This is a genomic window from Micromonospora sp. NPDC049044, from assembly GCF_040649215.1.
GTDB lineage: Bacteria > Actinomycetota > Actinomycetes > Mycobacteriales > Micromonosporaceae > Micromonospora.
Genome location: NZ_JBEZFA010000047.1, coordinates 1 through 19,011, shown reverse-complemented (window position 1 = coordinate 19,011; position 19,011 = coordinate 1). Strand labels below are relative to the sequence as shown.

Here is a 19,011-nt window from a genome sequence, read left to right as displayed (position 1 = left end):
GGCTGTGGCCGTGCGCCGGCCGTTACGGCTGTGGCCGTGCGCCGACCGTGGAGACGGCAAGCGCGCCCAGGTCGGTGGCGCGGTTCAGCGCCGCGGTCGGGGTGGCACCCGCGAGCCAGGCGGTGAGCAGGCCGGCCGCGAAGGCGTCGCCCGCACCCGTGACGTCCCGCACCGCCACCCGTCGGGCCGGCGCCACCCAGACCGCCGCGCCGCGGTCGACCCAGACCGCGCCGGCCGCGCCGCGCTTCACCACCACCCGCCAGGCCGTCGCCGACAACGCCCGCCCCTGCGCCGCCGGGTCCAGCCCGCCGGCCAGCACCGTGGCCTCGTCCGCGTTCACCAACAGCAGGTCGACATCGCGTACCCAACTCAGGAACGCCGCCGCGCCCACCCGCCGCAGCGGCGCCGCGGAGGCCGCGTCGACGCTCGTGCTGAGCCCGCGCTCGCGGGCGGCGGCCAACGCCCGCAGCCCGGCGTCGCGCGACCCGGCGTCCAGGAGGGTGTACGCGGACAGGTGCAGATGCCCGGCGTCGGGCACCGCCGCGAGGGCCCGCTCGACGTGCCCGACGCTCAACCGCACGTTCGCGCCCCGCTGGCTGACCATGGTGCGCTCGCCGTCGGTAGCCAACACGATCACCGTGCCGGTCGGCACGTCCTCGACCCGCTCGATGGCGCAGTCGACGCCGGCCCGCTCCAGTTCGGCCACCCGGTCCCGCCCGGCGTCGTCGGCGCCGACGGCGCCGACGAGCGTGACGTCCACCCGCTGCGCGGCGACCCAGGCGGCGGTGTTGGCCGCCTGACCGCCGCCGCCGATGCTGATCTCGGCCGCCGTGTCCGAGCCGGCCGCGAGCGGCCCGGACAGCACGGCGACCACATCGGTGATCACGTCCCCGACCACGACCACCCGGGCCGGTCGGGTCACTTCGGGGTGGTGGTGCTGCGGGCCGCCGCGGCGACCGCGATCCGCGCGGCCAGGTCGGCGTTGCGCAGGATGATCCGGACGTTCACCGCCAGGCTCGCGCCCTCGGTGGCCGAGTGGAAGTGCGCCAGCAGGTACGGGGTGACTGCCTTTCCGGTGATCCCGTCGCGCTCCAGCAGGGCCAGACCGTCGGCGAGCGTCCGGTCGTGCAGCTCCGGGTCGAGCTGTTCGTCGACCGGCAACGGGTTGGCGACGAGCAGCCCGCCGGTGTGCAGCGCGTGCGCGTCCCGGGCGGCGATCACGTCGGCGACCTGCTCCGCCGAGTCCACCGACCAGTCCAGATCGAAGCCGGCGTCGGTGCGGTAGAAGCCGGGGAACCGGCGGGTGCGGTAGCCGACCACGGCGACCCCGAGGGTTTCCAGCCGCTCAAGCGTCGCGCCGACGTCGAGGATCGACTTGACCCCCGCGCAGACCACCACGATCGGGGTCTGGGCCAGGGTGACCAGGTCGGCCGACTCGTCGAAGGTGTGCGCGGCCTCGCGGTGCACCCCGCCCAACCCGCCGGTGGCGAACACCCCGATCCCGGCCGCGGCGGCCACGGCGCTTGTCGCGGCAACGGTGGTGGCGCCGTCCACGCCGGTCGCCGCTGCTACCGCGAGGTCGCGGACCGAGAGTTTCGTCACTCCGTCGACGGTGGCGAGGCGGGTCAGCTGCGCGTCGTCGAGGCCCACCACCAACTCGCCGGCGATCATTCCGATCGTCGCCGGAACGGCCCCGGCGTCCCGTACGGCCTGCTCGATCTCCCTGGCCACCCGCAGGTTCTCCGGCCGGGGCAGCCCGTGCGAGACGATGGTGCTCTCCAGTGCGACGACGGGCCGGCCGTCGCGCAGGGCTTCGGCGACCTCGGTGCCGTAGCTGATGCGAAAGTCAGTCACGTTGGCACCGTACGGGGTCGGGCTCCGGTTGGCCTCAGGTGGACCCGGCCGTGATGACCTGCCAAACTTGTCGGTTGGAGGTGCAGACGTGAGCACAGAGGTTCTCGAGCGTCCCGAGCTGAAGGACGCCGACACCGGTCCCGAGATGTTCCACTACGTCCGCAAGGAGAAGATTGCCGAGAGTGCCGTCATGGGCACCTTCGTCGTCGCGCTCTGTGGCGAGACGTTCCCGGTCACCAAGGCGGCCAAGCCGGGTTCGCCGGTCTGCCCCAAGTGCAAGGAGATCTACGACTCGTACCGCGAGTGAATTTCGGCCGGCGTCCCGGCCGGCGACGTAGCCTGCGGCGGTGACCACCTCCACCGCCCTGCTCCTCGCCGACCTGACCGGCGTCGCGGTGTTCGCCGCCTCCGGCGCGTCGGCGGCGGTGGCCAAACGGCTGGACCTGTTCGGCGTCGCGTTCGTCGGCTTCGTGGCCGCCCTCGGCGGTGGGATCTTCCGGGACCTGGTCATCGACGAGGTCCCGCCGCTGGCCTTCGCCGACTGGCGGTACGTTGCCACCGCCGCGACCACCGCGCTTGCCGTCTTCTGGCTGCACCCACAACTGGCCCGACTGCGCAGCACCGTGCTGGTGCTGGACGCGGCGGGCCTCGCGCTGTTCACCGTCACCGGCACGCTCAAGGCGCTCGACGCCGGGGTGCCGGCCGTCGGCGCCTGCCTCATCGGCATGCTCACCGCGATCGGCGGCGGGCTCGCCCGCGACCTGCTCACCGCCGAGATCCCGGTCGTGCTGCGCCGGGAGATCTACGCGCTGGCCGCGCTGGCCGGGTCGGTCACGGTGGCGCTGCTCTACGTCAGCGGGCAGGCCGGACCCGCGCCGCTCACCGCCGCCGCCGTCCTGGCCTTCGGGCTACGCCTGATCGCACTGCGTCGACGCTGGTCGGCGCCGGTGGCGACGCTGCGCCCGCCGCGCACCGGTGACCCCGAGTGGTGACACCCCTCATCGGGGGGTGACAGATGTGACAGGCGGGGCGTCGCCTGGGCCGTGGGGCCGGCGCTGGTTATGCTGAGTCGGCCTTCGCGGCAGTTACTGCGCGGAGGCGTTTTCATGGGCGGCGGGACTCGTGGCCCTCGCCCGGGGTCCGCGATAGTGCGGTCGGAGAGGAGCTTCGCGTGGCAGCCCGGACGCCGGTGCTCGAGACGTTCCCGGCACTACGCGCCTGGCAGCGCAAGGCCCTGGTGGAGTACCTGCGTCGGCGTACCGACGACTTCACCGCAGTCGCCACGCCAGGTGCCGGAAAGACCACCTTCGCCCTGCGGATCGCGGCCGAGCTGCTCGCCGACGGCACCATCGAGGCGGTCACCGTGGTCGCCCCGACCGAGCACCTGAAGAACCAGTGGTCCGACGCCGCGGCCCGGGTGGGCATCCAACTGGACGCCGCCTTCCGCAACGCCGACCTGCACTCCGCGGCCGACTTCCACGGCGCGGTCGTCACCTACGCGCAGGTGGGGATGGCCCCGCAGGTGCACCGCCGGCGCACCATGACCCGGCGCACCCTGGTCATCCTCGACGAGATCCACCACGCGGGCGACTCCCGGTCCTGGGGCGACGGCGTGAAGAACGCCTTCGAACCCGCCGTACGCCGGCTGATGCTCACCGGGACCCCGTTCCGCTCCGACGACAACCCGATCCCGTTCGTCAGCTACGAGCGGGGCGGCGACGGGCTGCTGCGCTCGCGCGCCGACTCCGTGTACGGATACGCCGACGCGCTGCGCGACGGCGTGGTCCGACCGGTGCTCTTCCTGGCGTACTCGGGGGAGACCCGGTGGCGGACCAACGCGGGGGAGGAGCTGGCCGCCCGCCTCGGTGAGCCCATGACGCAGGATCTGGTGGCGCAGGCCTGGCGTACCGCCCTGGACCCGGCCGGAGACTGGATGCCACAGGTGCTGCGGGCTGCCGACGCCCGACTCACAGTGCTGCGTACCGCCGGGATGCCCGACGCCGGCGGTCTGATCATCGCCACCGACCAGCAGACCGCCCGCTCGTACGCCAAGTTGATCGAGCAGGTGACCGGCGAGAAGGCCGCCGTGGTGCTCTCCGACGACCAGGGCGCGTCCGCCCGGATCGCGACGTTCGCGGCGTCAGACCAGCGCTGGCTGGTCGCGGTGCGGATGGTGTCCGAGGGGGTGGACATCCCCCGGCTCGCGGTCGGGGTCTACGCCACAAGCGCCAGCACCCCGCTCTACTTCGCCCAGGCGATCGGCCGGTTCGTCCGGGCCCGCCGGCCCGGGGAGACCGCCTCGGTCTTCCTGCCCAGCGTGCCGCACCTGCTCGGCCTGGCCAGCGAGATGGAGACCGAGCGGGACCACGTGCTCGGCAAGCCCAAGGAAGCCGACGGCTTCGACGACGACCTGCTGGAACGGGCCCAGCGCGGCGACCAGGCCAGCGGCGAACTGGAGAAGCGGTTCGCCGCACTGTCGGCCACCGCCGAGCTGGACCAGGTGATCTTCGACGGGGCGTCGTTCGGCACCGCCGCCCAGGCCGGCACCCCCGAGGAGGAGGAATACCTCGGCCTGCCCGGCCTGCTCACCGCCGACCAGGTCTCCCTGCTGCTCACCAAGCGACAGGCCGCCCAACTCGCCGCCCAACGCCGCCGCACCGCCGACGCGGCCGCTCAGCCGGCCGCTGCGCCCACGGCAGCGCCCCCGGCACCCATGAGCGCCGCCCAGCGTCGCGTGGCGCTCCGGCGCCAACTGAACGCTCTGGTGGCCGCACGACACCACCGCACCGGCCAGCCGCACGGCAAGATCCATGCCGAGCTGCGCCGGCTCTGCGGTGGCCCGCCGAGTGCCCAGGCGACCATCGAGCAGCTCGAGGAACGCATCGCCACCGTCCAGACCCTCTAGACCGGACCGCCCCGGCGCGCCGCCCGCCGGGCTGGCTGGCTGGGGCTCCGGGCTGGTTGGGCGCCAGGCTGGCGGGCGGGTGTGGCTGGTTGGGCGCTGGGCTGGTTGGGCGCCGGGCTGGCGGGCGGGTGTGGCTGGCTGGGCGCCGGGCTGGCGGACGGTGTGGCTGGGCCGGGCTGGCGGGCGGGCGTGGCTGGCTGGGCGTCGAGCTGGCGGGCTGCCTGAACCTTGTTGTGGCCGTGTCCCGTGCTCGCTGTTGATCCACTCGGCTTTCTTGAAGACGCGGTGTTCGAGCCGGACGGAAGCCCCGGCTTCCCGTGAAACCGAGTGGATCACCTGGGCAGGCCCTGGGCCGCTCCGAGGACCGCCTGCCCGGGGTGCCCGGACGCTCCCGCTGCGGCATCCCGGCCTCAAGATCGCGCAACATCAGGGATGTAGTGGCCTCGGCGTCGTGGGATGCCACTGGAACCAGGATCGAGCACGATCTTGGCGTGGGGCGTGGGGCGTGGGGCGTGGGGCGTGGGGCGTGGGGCGTGGGGCGTGGGGCGTGGGGCGTGGGGCGTGGGGCGTGGGGCGCCGGGCGTCCGGAAACTGGGCAGGAAAAAGCCGACCGGAGACACCCTCGGGGTGCCTCCGGCCGGCTATGTCGGTTAGCGGATCTAGTTCGCCATCAGATCGGCGCCACGCCAGCTGAAATCGGGCTCCGTTGCGAACCGCTCGGTGATCTTCACGAGATCCTCCGCGTACTTGTTCGCGTGGTGCCCGCAGAACACCAGCTCGCTCCCACCCGCCAGAGTGATCCGGAGCTTGCCGGCAGCATTGCAGCGGTCGCACCGTTCATCGGCGGCTGGGGGAACCACCGTCTCGGGCGGCGGCGTGAGGGTCGAGTTCATCGCCTTCCTCCTCTGGTCGTCACCGATGAACAATCTCTTCGGTCGTTGCTCACCTATCGTGCAACACCCTTGCCGGGCACTGCCTTCCCTGTGTGCCCGCGGGGGACCGAGGTCACACATGGCAGGGACAGTGTGCCGTGAACCCAGGGTGCCACGTCAACGATCACATTCGTGCATCCGGACGATCACCATCTGGTGTTGCACACCAGGTGATCAAAACGACACGTCCAGTTGACGAAACCGGCTCAGTCCAGGTAATCCCGGAGGACCTGCGACCGGGACGGGTGACGCAGCTTGGACATCGTCTTGGACTCGATCTGCCGGATCCGCTCCCGGGTCACCCCGTAGACCTGGCCGATCTCGTCGAGCGTCCGCGGCTGACCGTCGGTCAGGCCGAAGCGCAGGCGCACCACACCCGCCTCACGCTCGGAAAGCGTCTGCAACACCTGCTGGAGCTGGTCCTGCAGGAGCGAGAACGAGACCGCGTCGACAGCGACCACTGCCTCGGAATCCTCGATGAAGTCACCGAGCTGGCTGTCGCCCTCGTCACCGATGGTCTGGTCCAGCGAGATGGGCTCCCGAGCGTACTGCTGGATCTCCAGCACCTTCTCGGGTGTGATGTCCATCTCCTTGGCCAGCTCCTCCGGAGTGGGCTCGCGACCCAGATCCTGGAGCAGCTCGCGCTGGATGCGGCCGAGCTTGTTGATGACCTCGACCATGTGCACCGGGATGCGGATGGTGCGGGCCTGGTCGGCCATCGCGCGGGTGATCGCCTGCCGGATCCACCAGGTGGCGTACGTGGAGAACTTGTAGCCCTTGGTGTAGTCGAACTTCTCCACCGCGCGGATCAGGCCGAGGTTGCCCTCCTGGATCAGGTCGAGGAAGGCCATTCCACGACCCGTGTACCGCTTGGCCAGCGACACCACCAGTCGGAGGTTCGCCTCCAGGAGGTGGTTCTTGGCCCGCTCGCCGTCGCGGGAGATCCAGCCCAGGTCACGGACCATGTCCCGGACGAGCTTCTCCTCGCCCTCGTCGGCGGCGCGCAGCCGCTCGGCGGCGTAGAGCCCGGCCTCGATCCGCTTGGCCAGCTCCACCTCCTGCTCGGCGTTGAGCAGCGGAACCTTGCCGATCTGCTTCAGGTACGCGCGGACCGAGTCGGCCGAGGCGGTCAGCTCGGCGTCCCGCCGGGCCTGCTTGAGCGCCTCGGACTCCTCGTCGTCCCACTCGAAGTCGTTGTCGGTCGCCGAGGCGGCGGCGTCGGTCTCGGCGGCCTGGGCCAGCTCGGCCGGCTCCTCGACCACCACGTCCTCGATCGCGGCGGCTAGCTCCTCCGGGTCGATCTCGCCGTCGGCGCCCTCGCCCTTGGCCTTGCCGGCGGCCTTCGTCGGCTTGGCGCCGGCGGCGGCCACCGTCGTCTTGGTGGGCCGGGTCGACTTGGCCGCCTTCGCCGGAGCCGTCGCGGCGGCCTCGGCGGAGCTGCCGGTGGCCTTGCGGGCGGCCACCTTGCGCGGTGCCGGCGTCGACGGCGCGTCGTCGGCGGCCGGCGCCTGCTTGGGGGCCGGCGCGGCGGCCTTCTTGGTGGTCTTGGCGGTGGTGGCCCGGGACGCCGGCGTGGTGGACCGGGCCGCGGCGACCCGGCGGCGGGTGCTCGCCGAGCCGTCCACCACTACGGTCACTCCCGCCTCGGAGAGCGCCCGCAGAATCTTCTTGGCCTGGGCCGGAGTCACCTCGGCGGACTCGACGGTGCGCGCGAGCTGGGCCGACGTCAGCTGACCACCGGCGCTCTGCGCGTGGGCGATCAGGGTGTCGGTGAGCGAGCGAACGTCGGCGCCGGTCTGGCGGGGTTCTGTCACGAATGACCTTCCGGAGGCGAAGAGCGGGCACGGCCGGGTCGTCCGGCACAGCGTGGGGCAACCGGGCCGGGCGATGTGGTTGAGGGACCCTCGCGTCCCGGGCCGGCCGGTGTTCGGCGGTCCGTGGCGCGTGGGCAGGGGTGAATTGTAACGCCGTCTGCGGCGATCATCCTGCGCCGCACTGCGTGACGACTGTGGGACCGCTGATTCGGCGCTGATCTGGACTTTGTAAGGATGATACCCGCGGGTGGCCCGGAACACCCCGCTCGTGCGGGAAGGGGACGTTGGGATGCAGGGTTCGGCACCGTCACCTCGGGATCTTTTGGCGATCGCGCTCGACGTGGCGCGGGACGCGGCGGCCACCGCGTACCGGATGCGGGTCGAGGGGGTGTCCGTGGCCGCGACCAAGAGCACTGTCACCGACGTGGTCACCGCCGCCGACCGGGCGGTCGAACGGCAGGTGCTCGACGCGCTGAAGCGGACGCGGCCGGACGACGCGGTGCTCGGCGAGGAGTACGGCACCGGGGACACCGGGCCGGTCGCGCCGGGCGGGGTGCGGTGGATCGTCGACCCGATCGACGGCACCGTCAACTACCTCTACGGGCTGCCGTACAGCGCGGTGTCGCTCGCCGCCGAGGTGGACGGGGTGGTGGTCGCCGGCGTGGTGCGCAACGTGAGCACCGGCGAGGAGTGGACGGCGACGGCCGGGGGTGGCGCCTGGCGCGACGGCGTCCGGCTGCGCTGCTCCGCCGAGGTGGACCTGGGGCAGGCGCTGGTCGGCACCGGCTTCGGCTACGACGCCCGTCGTCGGGCGCACCAGGCCCAGGTGGTGGCCGGGCTGATCGCACACGTCCGGGACATCCGCCGGCTGGGCGCCGCCGCGCTGGACCTGTGCCTGGTCGCGGAGGGCCGGCTCGACGCGTACTTCGAGAAGGGCCTCGCGGCCTGGGACCTGGCGGCGGGTGGGCTGGTGGCCGCCGAGGCGGGGGTGCGGGTCGCCGGCCTGGCCGGTCGGGCGCCGGGACCGGACCTGGTGGTCGCGGCCCCGCCCGCGCTGTTTCCGCAGCTGCATGACCGGCTCGCCGAGCTGGACGCCGCCGGCGGACCCTGAGCGGTCGACCGGACGGCGGGTGGCGTGGTTACGCCATCACTTGGCGGCCGGGGACGGGCACGAGCCCTTGGGAGCCTCCGGCGGACCCGAGTCGCCGAGCGACTGGTTGACCTCGGTGGTGGTGGCGAGCTGCTGGAAGTTGTTGCCCAGCACCACGTCCACGGTGTCGTCGGCGCGCTTCGGGTCGTAGCCCGGCACGGCGTTGTTGAGGAAGTACGCCTGGAGCAGGTGTGCGGAACCGACGCCCTTCGGGCCGTAGCGCAGCACCGCGACGTCGTCGACCTGCTTCTTCTCGTCGCCGGTCTTGGTGACCTGGAACTGGCGGTTGCGGAACTCGTCGCTCACGGTGTGGGCGAGACCGGGCCGGTCCGTGGCGTTGAATACGTTGATCTTGACGTCCTTGCGCTCGCGCAGGGTCAGATCCGCAAGCGGCCAGCCCTCCGGGCAACCCGCCGCGGTGCCCGCGTTGCCCTGGGTGTCGCGGACCACGGCCAAGACGACGAAGACCAGGGCGATGACCGCCAGCAGGCCGACGACGACGAGTGCTCGCACGCGCGCAAAACTCATCAGGGCACTCCCCGGACTTCAAGTGGGTGGTGACGGCCATGATCGATCGCTCGAGCCGCCGGCCGTCGAATACGCCGCTGAGGTTAACGGTTGTCCGGCCGTCGCGTGGAAACAGCCCGACATGCCGGCGCGCCGACCGCGGACCGGGTACTAATACCCCTATCTTCGTGTCGCCTGAATCACATTGGGAACAACTTCGCGTGCGGGGGCGTACATCTCAGCCGCAAGGGCGGTATACATGCCTCGCCCAAGGGGGGGTAAGGTTCCGCGCTCGCAGGGGAGTCGCCCCAGCGAGCTCGACCCGTTCGGTCCTCGGGTCGGGTGCCCGACACAAGTGGTGGCCGGCCAGCGGAACCGAAACAGCGTCGTCCGGCGTTACAACCGGAAGCGACAACATCGATATGGGAGAGTGAAACCGATGGCCACCGACTACGACGCCCCGCGTCGCGACGAGGTCGACCTCGGCGAGGACAGCCTGGAAGAGCTCAAGGCACGGCGCGTCGACTCACAGTCGGGCGCGGTGGACGTCGACGAGGCCGAGGTGGCCGAGAGCTTCGAGCTGCCCGGTGCCGATCTGGCCGACGAGGAGCTCACGGTCAAGGTGCTTCCGATGCAGCAGGACGAGTTCCGGTGCGCCCGCTGCTTCCTGGTCCACCACCGTAGCCAGCTGGCGGTCGAGCGTAACGGCGAGTTGATCTGCCGCGAGTGCGTCTGAGAACCACGACACCAGCGGCGGCCTCCTGAACGGGGCCGCCGCTGCCGGTGTAGGCATGCGGCCGTGGTGGGTACCTGCTTGACTCGTAGCGGGTACCCACAGCACCGGGAGGTCCGATGAGCGATCGAGGCGGCACCACCGACGGCGGCACTGACAACCCCGGTGCCGCCAACGGTGGCTCCGGCAACGTCGGCGCCACCGACGGCGGCACCGACGACCTCGGCGCCACCGTCGCGGCGTTGACCGCTGACGACATCGCGCCGGCCCGCCGCCGTCAACTGCTGACCCGCATGGTCGGGCAGGCGCGTGCCCGGGGCGTGTCCGACCTGTTCAAGCCCCGTGCCGCGGTGCGCTGGATGGTCGACGCGGTCGCGGACATCGCCCCGCACGTTCCGGTGCGAAGCCTGGACACCCTGCGCCAGCACTTCCCCGGCCTGGACGACGCCGCCCTGGCCGACCGGCTGGTCCGCAACGCGTCGCGGACCACCGCCGCGATCGGCGCGGCCGGTGGCGGAGTCGCCGCCGTCGAGTGGACGGTCGCCCCGACCCTGCTCTCCGCGCCGGTACTGCTCGCCGCCGAGACCGTCGCCGTGGTGGCGGTGGAGCTGAAGCTCGTCGGTGAGCTGCACGAGCTGCACGGTGTCGCGCTACCGGACGGGGGCAGCCAACGGGCCGTCGCCCTGGTGCACTCCTGGGCCACCCAACGCGGGGTCAATCCGATGGTGCCCGGGGTGGGGGTGGGCGCGGTGCTCGGCACCGCCGCCCGCAAGGAGCTGCGGGACATGCTGCTGCGGCGTTTCGGTCGCAACCTCACCACGCTCGGGCCGCTCCTGACCGGCGCCGCGGTGGCCAGCTTCCTCAACCGGCGGGCCACCCAGCAGATGGCCGAACAGCTTCAGGGGGACCTGCGTCGGCGGGGCATTGCCCGGCCCGCGCCCCCGCAGGCCCTGCCAGGCCCGTCGACCGGCACCTGAGCGGGCCGGGGCGTCGGATCAGCGGGGCTCGTCGGCCGCCGGTCCGGAAACCGCAAGCGCGTCCCGCGCGGTCAGCACCGCCTCGGCCAGCTCGACCGGATGCCGCGTGCTCACCACCCAGAACGGCGTCGGATCGGCCGGATCGTCGAGCACCACCTGCACGGCCCCGCCGATCCACGGCCGCTGCACGACGAAGGCGAGCGGGTCAGCGCCGACGCCCAGCACCTCACGGCGACCGGCGGCGTCCAGCGGGACCACGTCGGCCACGAAGCGGACCGGCAGGCGGGCGTCGTCGACCCGCAGCTCGGAGTCGACGACCCCGATCCGGATCCGGCCCAGCCACCACAACCCGAGGGCGGTGAGCGGGAGCAGGACGGCGAACGGCAGCCAGGCGCGGACGCCGGCGGCGCCCATCCAGATCTCGACGGCCAGCAGCGCGGCGGCCACCAGCCCGGCCAGCCACAGCCACCAGGGCAGGTCCAGCCGTTCGGCGTACGCCGGGTGGGCGTCGACCGGCGGCTGGTCGGCGGACGGAGAGGGCGACATGCTCACTCCTGCGAGGGTACGGCGCACGACGGCTCGGCGAACCGGCAGGATGGCAGGGTCAGCCCGCGAACCGGACGGAAGAGGGGACCCGTGACCGAAGTCGTACCCGTGCCCGTGCAGCTGCTCGACACCGAGCTGCCGTTGCCCACGTACGCCCATCCCGGCGACGCCGGGGCCGACCTGGTGGCGGCCGCGGACGTGGAGCTGCCGCCCGGCGGTCGTGCCCTGGTGCCCACCGGCGTGGCCATCGCGCTGCCGGAGGGGTACGTGGGCCTGGTCCATCCCCGGTCCGGTCTGGCGGCCAGGCTCGGCGTGACGGTGCTCAACGCGCCCGGTACGGTCGACGCCGGCTACCGGGGTGAGATCCTGGTCAACCTGATCAACCATGATCGGGACACACCGGCGAAGATCTCCCGCGGCGACCGGATCGCACAGCTCGTGGTCCAGCGGGTCGCGCGGGCGAGGTTCGAGCCGGTGGTCGAGCTGTCCGCGTCCCGGCGCGGGACCGGCGGGCACGGGTCCACAGGTGGTCACGCCGGGCTGGTGCCGTCTCCGGCGGGCCAGGACCGGGCCGAGTCGCGGCCAGACGAGCCGGGCCGCGGGCAGACGGAAGAGGTGGCAGGGTGAGTGTGAACAGCGGAGGGCGGGCGCAGTGATCTTCTCCCGAAAGCGGGCCGATGCCGAACGGCACACCCGTGACGAGCGAGCCGTCGAGGTCCCGGACCAGGGCGATGTGGCGCCGACGCTGGTGCGCGGTCCGTACGACATCTCCGAGAGCTACGCCGACGTGCCGCGGCTCGATCTGGGCAGCCTGCACATCCCGGCGATCGACGAGGTCGAGGTGCGGGTGCAGGCCGACCCGCAGGGCGTGATCCAGCAGGTCGTGCTGGTGTGTGGCGACAACGCGCTGCAGCTGGGTGTCTTCGCCGCCCCCCGGTCCGAGGGGATCTGGGCCGAGGTGCGCGAGGAGATCCACCAGTCGCTGCTCCGCGATGGGGCGAGCGCGCAGGAGGTCGACGGCGAGTACGGCCCGGAGCTGCACGCCCAGGTGCCCACCCCGGACGGCCCGACGAATCTGCGGTTCGTCGGTGTCGACGGGCCGCGCTGGATGGTCCGCGGCGTGTTCCAGGGGCCGGTGGCCATCGACCCGGCCGCGGCCGGGCCGCTCGTCGAGTGCCTGGACGGCCTGGTGGTCGACCGCGGCCAGGAGGCGAAGCCGGTCCGCGAGCCGCTGCCGCTGCGGCTGCCCCGGGAGGTCTCCGACCAGGCCGAGGCCACGGCGGGCGACGCCGCCGCCGAGCCGCGCCAGGTCTGACCCGCGCGCACCGGCCCGCCGGAACCAGTTCCGTCGGCGTACGCTGGCGGCACGGTTCCGGCGCAGCCGGGGCCGCCCGGGAACGGCAAGCGTGGAGAGGGTGACACGGAGGTCATGACGACCGACGAGGGCCGGGTGTCGCTGCGGCGCATCCTGCAGCGGTTCACCGCCAGCGAGGCCGAGATCGACGCGCAGGAGCTGCGTCGGGAGAGCGCCCAGTGCGGCGGGATCCCCGCCCAGCAGTGCTCGCGGGGCCAACTGGTCTCGGTCGCCGGTCGGCTGCGCACCGTGGTCTACACGCCGCGCACCAACCTGCCCACCCTGGAAGCGGACCTGTACGACGGCAGCGACGTGGTCACGCTCGTCTGGTTGGGTCGACGGCACATCGCCGGGATCGAGCCGGGTCGGCATCTGACCGCGCGGGGCCGGGTGGCGATGCGCGACGACCGCAAGGTCATCTACAACCCCTACTACGAGCTGGACTCGCCGAAGTGACGGCGCTGCGGACGGAAGGCCGGCGATGACGACGGGACAGCACCGGGCGGCACAGCCGGAGACCGGCCCGCCGGACGAGGAGCCGCTGCCGACGATCGCCGAGCAGATGGCCGATCAGCTCGGCGGCTGGCGGGGGTTGGTCGAGTCCAGCATCCCGGTGGTCGTCTTCGTGCTCGCGAACGTCATCGGCGAGCTGCGACCGGCGGTGATCGCCTCGGTCGCGGTGGCGCTGCTGATCGCCGGGTTGCGGCTGGCCCAGCGCCGGCCGATCCGGCACGCGGTGAACGGCCTGTTCGGCGTGGGCATCGGCGCCGCCATCGCCTGGCGCACCGGCAACGAGCGCGACTTCTACCTGCCCGGCATCCTCTACGGCATCGGGTACGGCATCGCTCTGCTGCTCTCGGCGGTCATCCGGCAGCCGCTGGTGGGCTGGATCTGGTCGGTGCTGGTCGCCAAGGGCCGCTCGGAATGGCGCAACGACCCGAAGTTGGTGCGGACCTTCACCCAACTGACCGTGCTCTGGGGCGTGGTGTGGCTGGCCAAGGTGGGCGTGCAGGCCGGGCTCTACCTGGCCCACCAGGACACCGCGCTGGGCGTGGCCCGGCTGGCGCTGGGCTACCCGCCGTACGCGCTGCTGCTGCTGATCACGGTCTGGACGGTGCGCCGGGTCACCCGGGAGCCGCAGCCGACCCCGCTGCCCGGCGCCTGAGCGAGGGCCCGGCGACCCAGGCCGCCCGCTCAGCGTGAACCGCGGGTCCGCTCGACGCTGTCCGGCCCGAGGATCACCGCGCGGACCTGGTCCTCCACCTCGGCGGTGCAGACGAAGATCAACTCGTCGCCGGCCTCGATCGGATCGTCCGGGCTGGGCACCAGGACCCGCTTGCCGCGCAGAATCGCCACCAGCGCGGAGTCGCGGGGCAGCGGCACGGCGTGGATCGGCTCACCGACATAGGGCGCGGTCGGTGGCAGGGTGATCTCGACCAGGTTCGCCTCGCCCTGCCGGAAGGTCATCAGCCGGACCAGGTCGCCGACGGTGACCGCCTCCTCGACAAGTGCGGCCATCACCCGCGGCTTGCTCACCGCGACGTCCACGCCCCACTGCTCGGTGAACAGCCACTCGTTCTCGGCCCGGTTGACCCGGGCGACCACCCGGGGCACCGCGAACTCGGTCTTGGCGAGCAGCGACAGCACCAGGTTGGTCTTGTCGTCGCCGGTCGCCGCGACCACCACGTCGCACCCGGCGACGTTCGCCTCCTCCAGGCTGGTCAGCTCGCACGCGTCGGCGAGCACCCACTCGGCGGCCGGCACCCGGTCCGGGCGCAGCATCTTGGGTTGACGTTCGATGAGCATCACCTGGTGGCCGTTCTCGATCAGCTCCTGGGCGATCGATCGGCCCACGTTGCCCGCGCCCGCGATGGCGACCCGCATGGCTCAGTGCCCCCCTTCCGGCGGCGTCGCCGCCACCGACGTGACAGTCGCCACGATGTCATCGCTGACCAGCATGAACACCTGGTCACCCTCCTGCACGACGGTAGAGCCGGTGGCCAGCGTGCCGATACCGAAGCGGATCAGATAGGCCACCCGCGCGCCGACGGCCTCCTCAAGCGCGCGTACCGGGCGACCGATCCAGTCCTTGTGCACCGGCACCTCGACGATCGACACGGTGCTCGTCGGGTCGCGGAAGATCTCCACGTTGCCCTCCGGCACCAGATGCCGCAGCATCCGGTCGGCCGTCCAGCGCACGGTGGCCACGGTGGGGATGCCCAGCCGCTCGTAGACCTGCGCCCGGCGCTGGTCGTAGATGCGGGCGGCGACCCGGGACACGCCGAACGTCTCGCGGGCCAGCCGGGCCGAGATGATGTTGGAGTTGTCGCCGCTCGAGACCGCCGCGAAGGCGTCCGCGCGTTCGATGCCGGCCTGGCGCAGCACCTCACCGTCGAAGCCGGCCCCGGTCACCGTGATGCCGGCGAAGTCGGGGCCGAGTCTGCGGAAGGCGTCGGCGTCCTGATCGATCACCGCTACCGAGTGCCCCCGGGATTCCAGGCTGTGGGCGAGGGTCGACCCGACCCGGCCACACCCCATGATCACGACGTGCACGCTGTCCCTCCCAAGGTGCGTACCACTGCGGCTGCCGGTGGCCTGACGAGTGCGAGCCTGCCACGTCCCGGCGCGAAGCGGGGATCGACCGTACCCCGTCGTGTCCGGCGGCCACGCTCGCCCACCCCCGCGCTCCCACTGTGGTGGTCGTACTCTTGGCGTTCGTGGCCAGTCCCACCTCGCTGCTGAAGCGGCTTCTCCTCGGTCGGCCGTTCCGGTCCGACCGACTCCAGCACACCCTCCTGCCGAAGCGCATCGCGCTGCCCGTGTTCGCGTCCGACGCCCTGTCCAGCGTCGCGTACGCGCCCGACGAGATCCTGCTGACCTTGAGCATCGCCGGCACCTCGGCGTACTTCTTCTCCCCGTGGATCGCCCTCGCGGTGGTCGTGGTGATGCTCACCGTGGTCGCGAGCTACCGGCAGAACGTGTACGCCTACCCCTCCGGCGGCGGCGACTACGAGGTGGCCACTGTCAACCTGGGTCCAAAGTTCGGGGTCGGGGTGGCGAGCGCGCTGCTCGTCGACTACGTGCTCACGGTGGCGGTGTCGGTCTCGTCCGGGGTGGCCAACCTCGGCTCGGTGGTGCCGTTCGTGGCCACCCACAAGGTCATGATCGCGGTGCTCGCGGTCGTCCTGTTGACCGCTGTCAACCTGCGCGGCCTGCGGGAGTCCGGCACCGCGTTCGCCATCCCCACCTACGGCTTCGTCATCGTGATGGGCGGGATGCTGCTCACCGGGCTGTTCCGGGTCTTCGTGCTCGGCGACGACCTGCGGGCGCCGAGCGCCGACCTGGTCATTCAGGCCGAGCACAGTGTGACCGGGTTCGCGCTGGTCTTCCTGCTGCTGCGCACGTTCAGCTCGGGCGCCGCAGCGCTCACCGGCGTCGAGGCGATCTCCAACGGCGTGCCGGCGTTCAAGGCCCCGAAGAGCCGCAACGCCGCCACCACCCTGCTGCTGCTCGGCGCCATCTCGGTGAGCATGCTGGTCGGGATCATCTGGCTGGCCCGGCTGACCCACCTGCAGTTCGTCGAGGACCCGGGGCTCCAGATCGTCGCCGGCCCCGACGGCTACGTGCAGAAGACGGTCACCACCCAGCTCGGCGAGACCGTCTTCGGCTCCGGCTCGATCCTGCTCTACGTGGTGGCCGGGATGACCGCGCTCATCCTCTTCCTGGCCGCGAACACCGCGTTCAACGGCTTCCCGGTGCTCGGCTCGATCCTCGCCCAGGACCGCTACCTGCCCCGCCAGTTCCACACCCGGGGCGACCGGCTGGCCTTCTCCAACGGGATCACCTTCCTGGCCCTGTTCGCGATCGTGCTGATCGTCGGCTTCCAGGCCGAGGTGACCCGGCTCATCCAGCTCTACATCGTCGGGGTCTTCGTCTCGTTCACGGTCTCCCAGGCCGGCATGATCCGGCACTGGAACCGGCGCCTGCGGACCGAGCGGGACCCGGAGGCGCGGCACCGGATGCACCGCTCCCGGGCCATCAACACGTTCGGCGCGGGCCTGACCGGCACGGTGCTGGTGATCGTGCTGATCACCAAGTTCCTGCTCGGCGCCTGGATCGCGATCGCCGCGATGGCGGTGATCTACCTGCTGATGCTCGCCATCCGCCGACACTACGACCGGGTGGCGGCCGAGCTGACCCCACCGGACGAGGGCCGGGCCGTGCTGCCCGCCCGCAACCACGCGATCGTGCTGGTCAGCAAACTGCACCAGCCGACGCTGCGGGCCATCGCCTACGCCCGCGCCACCCGGCCGGACACGCTCACCGCGGTGACCGTCAACGTTGACGACCAGGACACCAGGGACCTGCAGGCCGACTGGGAGCGGCGGGAGATGGCCATTCCGCTCACGGTGATCGACTCACCGTACCGGGAGATCACCCGGCCGATCCTGGACTTCGTGGCGTCCACCCGCCGTAAGTCGCCCCGGGACGTGGTCACCGTCTTCATCCCGGAGTACGTGGTGGGCCGCTGGTGGGAGAACCTGCTGCACAACCAGAGCGCCCTGCGCCTCAAGGGCCGGCTGCTCTTCGAACCGGGGGTGATGGTGGTGAGCGTGCCGTGGCAGCTCGCCTCGACGGCGAGCAAGAACCTGGACCGGCTGGACGCGACGTTGTCCCGGACCCCGGCGCGCGGGCCGCGAGGCGCCCTGCCGCCGGAGGGTCTGCCGGTCGCCTCCGCCCCGGCGCCGGAGAGTCGACCGACCGACGGCGGCCCGGCCGGGACCGGCCGTGACTGAGCCCGGCGGGCGCCGGCCCGCGACCCCCACACCGTCGTCGTCCTCGCCGTCGGTGCCGTCGTCTTCGTCGTCCGTGTCGTCGTCTTCGTCTTCGTCGTCGGTGCTGTCGGTGCCCGAGCGGGGTCTGGCCGAGGCGGAACGGGTCGAACTGACAGTCGACACGGTCGCCCCCGGCGGGCACTGCGTGGCACGGGTGGACGGGCAGGTGGTCTTCGTCCGGCACGCGCTGCCCGGCGAACGGGTGGTCGCCGAGGTCACCGAGGTGCACCGGGGGTTCGTCCGGGCCGACGCGGTGACAGTGCTGGACGCCTCGCCGGACCGGGTCGAGCCGCCCTGCCCGTACGCGAAGCCGGGTGCGTGCGGCGGCTGCGACCTGCAGCACGTCGCCCCGCAGGCGCAACTGGCCTGGAAGACCGCCGTGGTACGCGAACAGTTGATCCGCCTGGGTGGGCTCACCGACGCCGAGCTGGACAAGCTCGGCGTCCGGGTCGAGGCGCTGCCCGGCGGGCTGCTCGGCTGGCGTTCCCGGGTGCGCTACGCGGTGGACGCCGCGAACCGGGCCGGCCTGCTCAAGCACCGCTCGCACGAGGTCGTGCCGATCGACCGCTGCCGGATCGCCCACCCGGACATCCAGCAACTGCCGGTGCTCACCGAGCGCTGGCCGGCCGCCGAGGCGGTGGAGACCGTCGCCAGCACCGGCGGGGACGTGACCGTCACGGAGATCCGCGACGGGGTGCCCACCCCGGTGAGCGGCCCGGCCGAGGTCCGCGAGGTGGCCGCCGGCCGGGACTGGACGCTGCCCGCGTCCGGGTTCTGGCAGGTGCACCCGGCCGCGGCGGACACCCTCGGTGCGGCGGTGCTGGACCTGCTCGACCCCCGCCCGGGGGAGACCGCCTGGGACCTCTACGGCGGCGCCGGGCTGTTCGCCGCGGCCCTCGCCAGCCGGGTCGGCGACGCCCGGATCACCCTTGTCGAATCGAGCCGGGACGGGGTGGACGCGGCCCGCGCCAACCTGGCTGACCTGCCCCAGATCGAGGTGGTCGCCGCCCGGGTGGAGACCGCGCTGACCCGCCGACGGATCACCGGCCCGGTCGACGTGGTGGTGCTCGACCCGCCGCGCGCCGGCGCGGGCGCCCAGGTGGTGCGGGACGTCGTCGCCGCCGGCCCGCGAGCTGTCGCGTACGTGGCCTGCGACCCGGCGGCGTTCGCCCGGGACGTCCGCACCTTCACCGAGCTGGGTTGGCGGCTGGCGGCGCTGCGCGGGTTCGACCTGTTCCCGATGACCCAGCACGTCGAGCTGGTGGCGTTGCTGGTCCCGGGCCAGTCCGAGCCCGGGAGCCGCGACATCCCCTAGACGAGTAAGTCCTAAGTCAGGGCGGGGCTGCGGACGCAGCGAAGGGTGTTGATGATCCGTTTGTGACGACAGACATCAACACCCTTCTC

At 72.3% G+C, this 19,011-nt stretch carries 20 protein-coding genes; 12 read left to right on the top strand and 8 right to left on the bottom strand.

What is annotated here, in order from left to right; all coding sequences use genetic code 11:
• Nucleotides 1-22: 22 nt before the first annotated feature.
• Both AB0B85_RS29075 and AB0B85_RS29070 read right to left on the bottom strand, forming a co-directional pair.
• Complete coding sequence (locus tag AB0B85_RS29075; RefSeq protein WP_357412170.1) at nucleotides 23-922, bottom strand: PfkB family carbohydrate kinase; 900 nt, start codon at nucleotides 920-922, stop codon at nucleotides 23-25.
• Entirely contained in the window at nucleotides 919-1,854 is a 936-nt protein-coding gene (locus AB0B85_RS29070; protein WP_357412168.1) for a pseudouridine-5'-phosphate glycosidase, read from the bottom strand. The genes AB0B85_RS29075 and AB0B85_RS29070 overlap by 4 nt, the downstream gene beginning before the upstream one ends.
• A gap of 88 nt (nucleotides 1,855-1,942) precedes the next feature.
• Here AB0B85_RS29070 and AB0B85_RS29065 point away from each other — a divergent pair, with 88 nt between their 5' ends.
• The 3 genes from AB0B85_RS29065 (at nucleotide 1,943) to AB0B85_RS29055 (ending at nucleotide 4,759) form a co-directional block, all read left to right on the top strand.
• Nucleotides 1,943-2,161: a DUF3039 domain-containing protein gene (locus AB0B85_RS29065; RefSeq protein WP_007456912.1), complete on the top strand. Its 219-nt coding sequence runs from the start codon at nucleotides 1,943-1,945 to the stop codon at nucleotides 2,159-2,161.
• Between the two features lie 40 nt (nucleotides 2,162-2,201).
• The gene (locus AB0B85_RS29060) at nucleotides 2,202-2,846 is read left to right on the top strand and encodes a trimeric intracellular cation channel family protein (RefSeq protein WP_357412166.1); all 645 of its coding nucleotides are present in this window, start codon (nucleotides 2,202-2,204) and stop codon (nucleotides 2,844-2,846) included.
• Nucleotides 2,847-3,025: 179 nt separating this feature from the next.
• Complete coding sequence (locus AB0B85_RS29055) at nucleotides 3,026-4,759, top strand: DEAD/DEAH box helicase (RefSeq protein WP_357412164.1); 1,734 nt, start codon at nucleotides 3,026-3,028, stop codon at nucleotides 4,757-4,759.
• 659 nt (nucleotides 4,760-5,418) lie between these two features.
• Here the strand turns inward: AB0B85_RS29055 and AB0B85_RS29050 are convergent.
• Together AB0B85_RS29050 and AB0B85_RS29045 are read right to left on the bottom strand one after the other, a co-directional pair.
• A complete protein-coding gene (locus AB0B85_RS29050) occupies nucleotides 5,419-5,652 on the bottom strand; it encodes a hypothetical protein (RefSeq protein ID WP_234587953.1) in 234 nt (77 codons plus the stop codon).
• A gap of 245 nt (nucleotides 5,653-5,897) precedes the next feature.
• Nucleotides 5,898-7,505, bottom strand: a complete 1,608-nt coding sequence (locus AB0B85_RS29045) for an RNA polymerase sigma factor (RefSeq protein WP_357412162.1) — start codon at nucleotides 7,503-7,505, stop codon at nucleotides 5,898-5,900.
• A gap of 289 nt (nucleotides 7,506-7,794) precedes the next feature.
• Between AB0B85_RS29045 and AB0B85_RS29040 the strand changes: the two genes are divergently transcribed.
• Nucleotides 7,795-8,616: an inositol monophosphatase family protein gene (locus AB0B85_RS29040; protein WP_357412160.1), complete on the top strand. Its 822-nt coding sequence runs from the start codon at nucleotides 7,795-7,797 to the stop codon at nucleotides 8,614-8,616.
• A gap of 36 nt (nucleotides 8,617-8,652) precedes the next feature.
• Here the strand turns inward: AB0B85_RS29040 and AB0B85_RS29035 are convergent, their stop codons facing one another.
• Nucleotides 8,653-9,168, bottom strand: a complete 516-nt coding sequence (locus tag AB0B85_RS29035; protein WP_357412232.1) for a LytR C-terminal domain-containing protein — start codon at nucleotides 9,166-9,168, stop codon at nucleotides 8,653-8,655.
• Nucleotides 9,169-9,601: 433 nt separating this feature from the next.
• On the opposite strand from AB0B85_RS29035, the gene AB0B85_RS29030 reads away from it, so the two are divergent.
• Complete coding sequence (locus AB0B85_RS29030) at nucleotides 9,602-9,898, top strand: DUF4193 domain-containing protein (RefSeq protein WP_007075406.1); 297 nt, start codon at nucleotides 9,602-9,604, stop codon at nucleotides 9,896-9,898.
• Nucleotides 9,899-10,014: 116 nt separating this feature from the next.
• Complete coding sequence (locus AB0B85_RS29025) at nucleotides 10,015-10,872, top strand: hypothetical protein (protein ID WP_357412158.1); 858 nt, start codon at nucleotides 10,015-10,017, stop codon at nucleotides 10,870-10,872.
• 18 nt (nucleotides 10,873-10,890) lie between these two features.
• Here the strand turns inward: AB0B85_RS29025 and AB0B85_RS29020 are convergent, their stop codons facing one another.
• A complete protein-coding gene (locus tag AB0B85_RS29020) occupies nucleotides 10,891-11,418 on the bottom strand; it encodes a DUF3093 domain-containing protein (RefSeq protein WP_357412156.1) in 528 nt (175 codons plus the stop codon).
• Between the two features lie 90 nt (nucleotides 11,419-11,508).
• On the opposite strand from AB0B85_RS29020, the gene dut reads away from it, so the two are divergent.
• The 4 genes from dut to AB0B85_RS29000 all read left to right on the top strand — a co-directional run bounded on the left by dut (nucleotide 11,509) and on the right by AB0B85_RS29000 (nucleotide 13,937).
• The gene (gene dut, locus AB0B85_RS29015; RefSeq protein ID WP_357412154.1) at nucleotides 11,509-12,045 is read left to right on the top strand and encodes a dUTP diphosphatase; all 537 of its coding nucleotides are present in this window, start codon (nucleotides 11,509-11,511) and stop codon (nucleotides 12,043-12,045) included.
• A 25-nt stretch (nucleotides 12,046-12,070) separates the two neighbouring features.
• Entirely contained in the window at nucleotides 12,071-12,733 is a 663-nt protein-coding gene (locus AB0B85_RS29010; protein ID WP_357412152.1) for a DUF3710 domain-containing protein, read from the top strand.
• A 114-nt stretch (nucleotides 12,734-12,847) separates the two neighbouring features.
• Complete coding sequence (locus AB0B85_RS29005; RefSeq protein WP_357412151.1) at nucleotides 12,848-13,228, top strand: OB-fold nucleic acid binding domain-containing protein; 381 nt, start codon at nucleotides 12,848-12,850, stop codon at nucleotides 13,226-13,228.
• 25 nt (nucleotides 13,229-13,253) lie between these two features.
• Nucleotides 13,254-13,937 carry a DUF3159 domain-containing protein gene (locus AB0B85_RS29000; RefSeq protein ID WP_357412149.1) on the top strand — a complete coding sequence of 228 codons (684 nt, stop codon included), beginning with the start codon at nucleotides 13,254-13,256 and terminating at the stop codon, nucleotides 13,935-13,937.
• Between the two features lie 29 nt (nucleotides 13,938-13,966).
• Here the strand turns inward: AB0B85_RS29000 and AB0B85_RS28995 are convergent, their stop codons facing one another.
• Together AB0B85_RS28995 and AB0B85_RS28990 are read right to left on the bottom strand one after the other, a co-directional pair.
• Nucleotides 13,967-14,656: a TrkA family potassium uptake protein gene (locus AB0B85_RS28995; RefSeq protein WP_357412147.1), complete on the bottom strand. Its 690-nt coding sequence runs from the start codon at nucleotides 14,654-14,656 to the stop codon at nucleotides 13,967-13,969.
• A 3-nt stretch (nucleotides 14,657-14,659) separates the two neighbouring features.
• Complete coding sequence (locus AB0B85_RS28990) at nucleotides 14,660-15,325, bottom strand: TrkA family potassium uptake protein (RefSeq protein WP_357412145.1); 666 nt, start codon at nucleotides 15,323-15,325, stop codon at nucleotides 14,660-14,662.
• Nucleotides 15,326-15,489: 164 nt separating this feature from the next.
• Between AB0B85_RS28990 and AB0B85_RS28985 the strand changes: the two genes are divergently transcribed.
• Nucleotides 15,490-17,568, top strand: coding sequence for an APC family permease (locus AB0B85_RS28985; protein ID WP_357412143.1), 2,079 nt, complete (start codon nucleotides 15,490-15,492; stop codon nucleotides 17,566-17,568).
• Nucleotides 17,569-17,677: 109 nt separating this feature from the next.
• A complete protein-coding gene (locus tag AB0B85_RS28980; protein ID WP_357412141.1) occupies nucleotides 17,678-18,922 on the top strand; it encodes a TRAM domain-containing protein in 1,245 nt (414 codons plus the stop codon).
• The last annotated feature ends 89 nt before the right edge of the window (nucleotides 18,923-19,011 follow it).

Bases quoted from the DNA above. Each gene is read 5' to 3' on its own strand.
- AB0B85_RS29050 (WP_234587953.1), bottom strand. From the start codon at position 5,652: ATGAACTCGACCCTCACGCCGCCGCCCGAGACGGTGGTTCCCCCAGCC.
- AB0B85_RS29040 (WP_357412160.1), top strand. From the start codon at position 7,795: ATGCAGGGTTCGGCACCGTCACCTCGGGATCTTTTGGCGATCGCGCTC.
- AB0B85_RS29030 (WP_007075406.1), top strand. From the start codon at position 9,602: ATGGCCACCGACTACGACGCCCCGCGTCGCGACGAGGTCGACCTCGGC.
- AB0B85_RS29025 (WP_357412158.1), top strand. From the start codon at position 10,015: ATGAGCGATCGAGGCGGCACCACCGACGGCGGCACTGACAACCCCGGT.
- AB0B85_RS29020 (WP_357412156.1), bottom strand. From the start codon at position 11,418: ATGTCGCCCTCTCCGTCCGCCGACCAGCCGCCGGTCGACGCCCACCCG.
- AB0B85_RS29005 (WP_357412151.1), top strand. From the start codon at position 12,848: ATGACGACCGACGAGGGCCGGGTGTCGCTGCGGCGCATCCTGCAGCGG.
- AB0B85_RS29000 (WP_357412149.1), top strand. From the start codon at position 13,254: ATGACGACGGGACAGCACCGGGCGGCACAGCCGGAGACCGGCCCGCCG.
- AB0B85_RS28995 (WP_357412147.1), bottom strand. From the start codon at position 14,656: ATGCGGGTCGCCATCGCGGGCGCGGGCAACGTGGGCCGATCGATCGCC.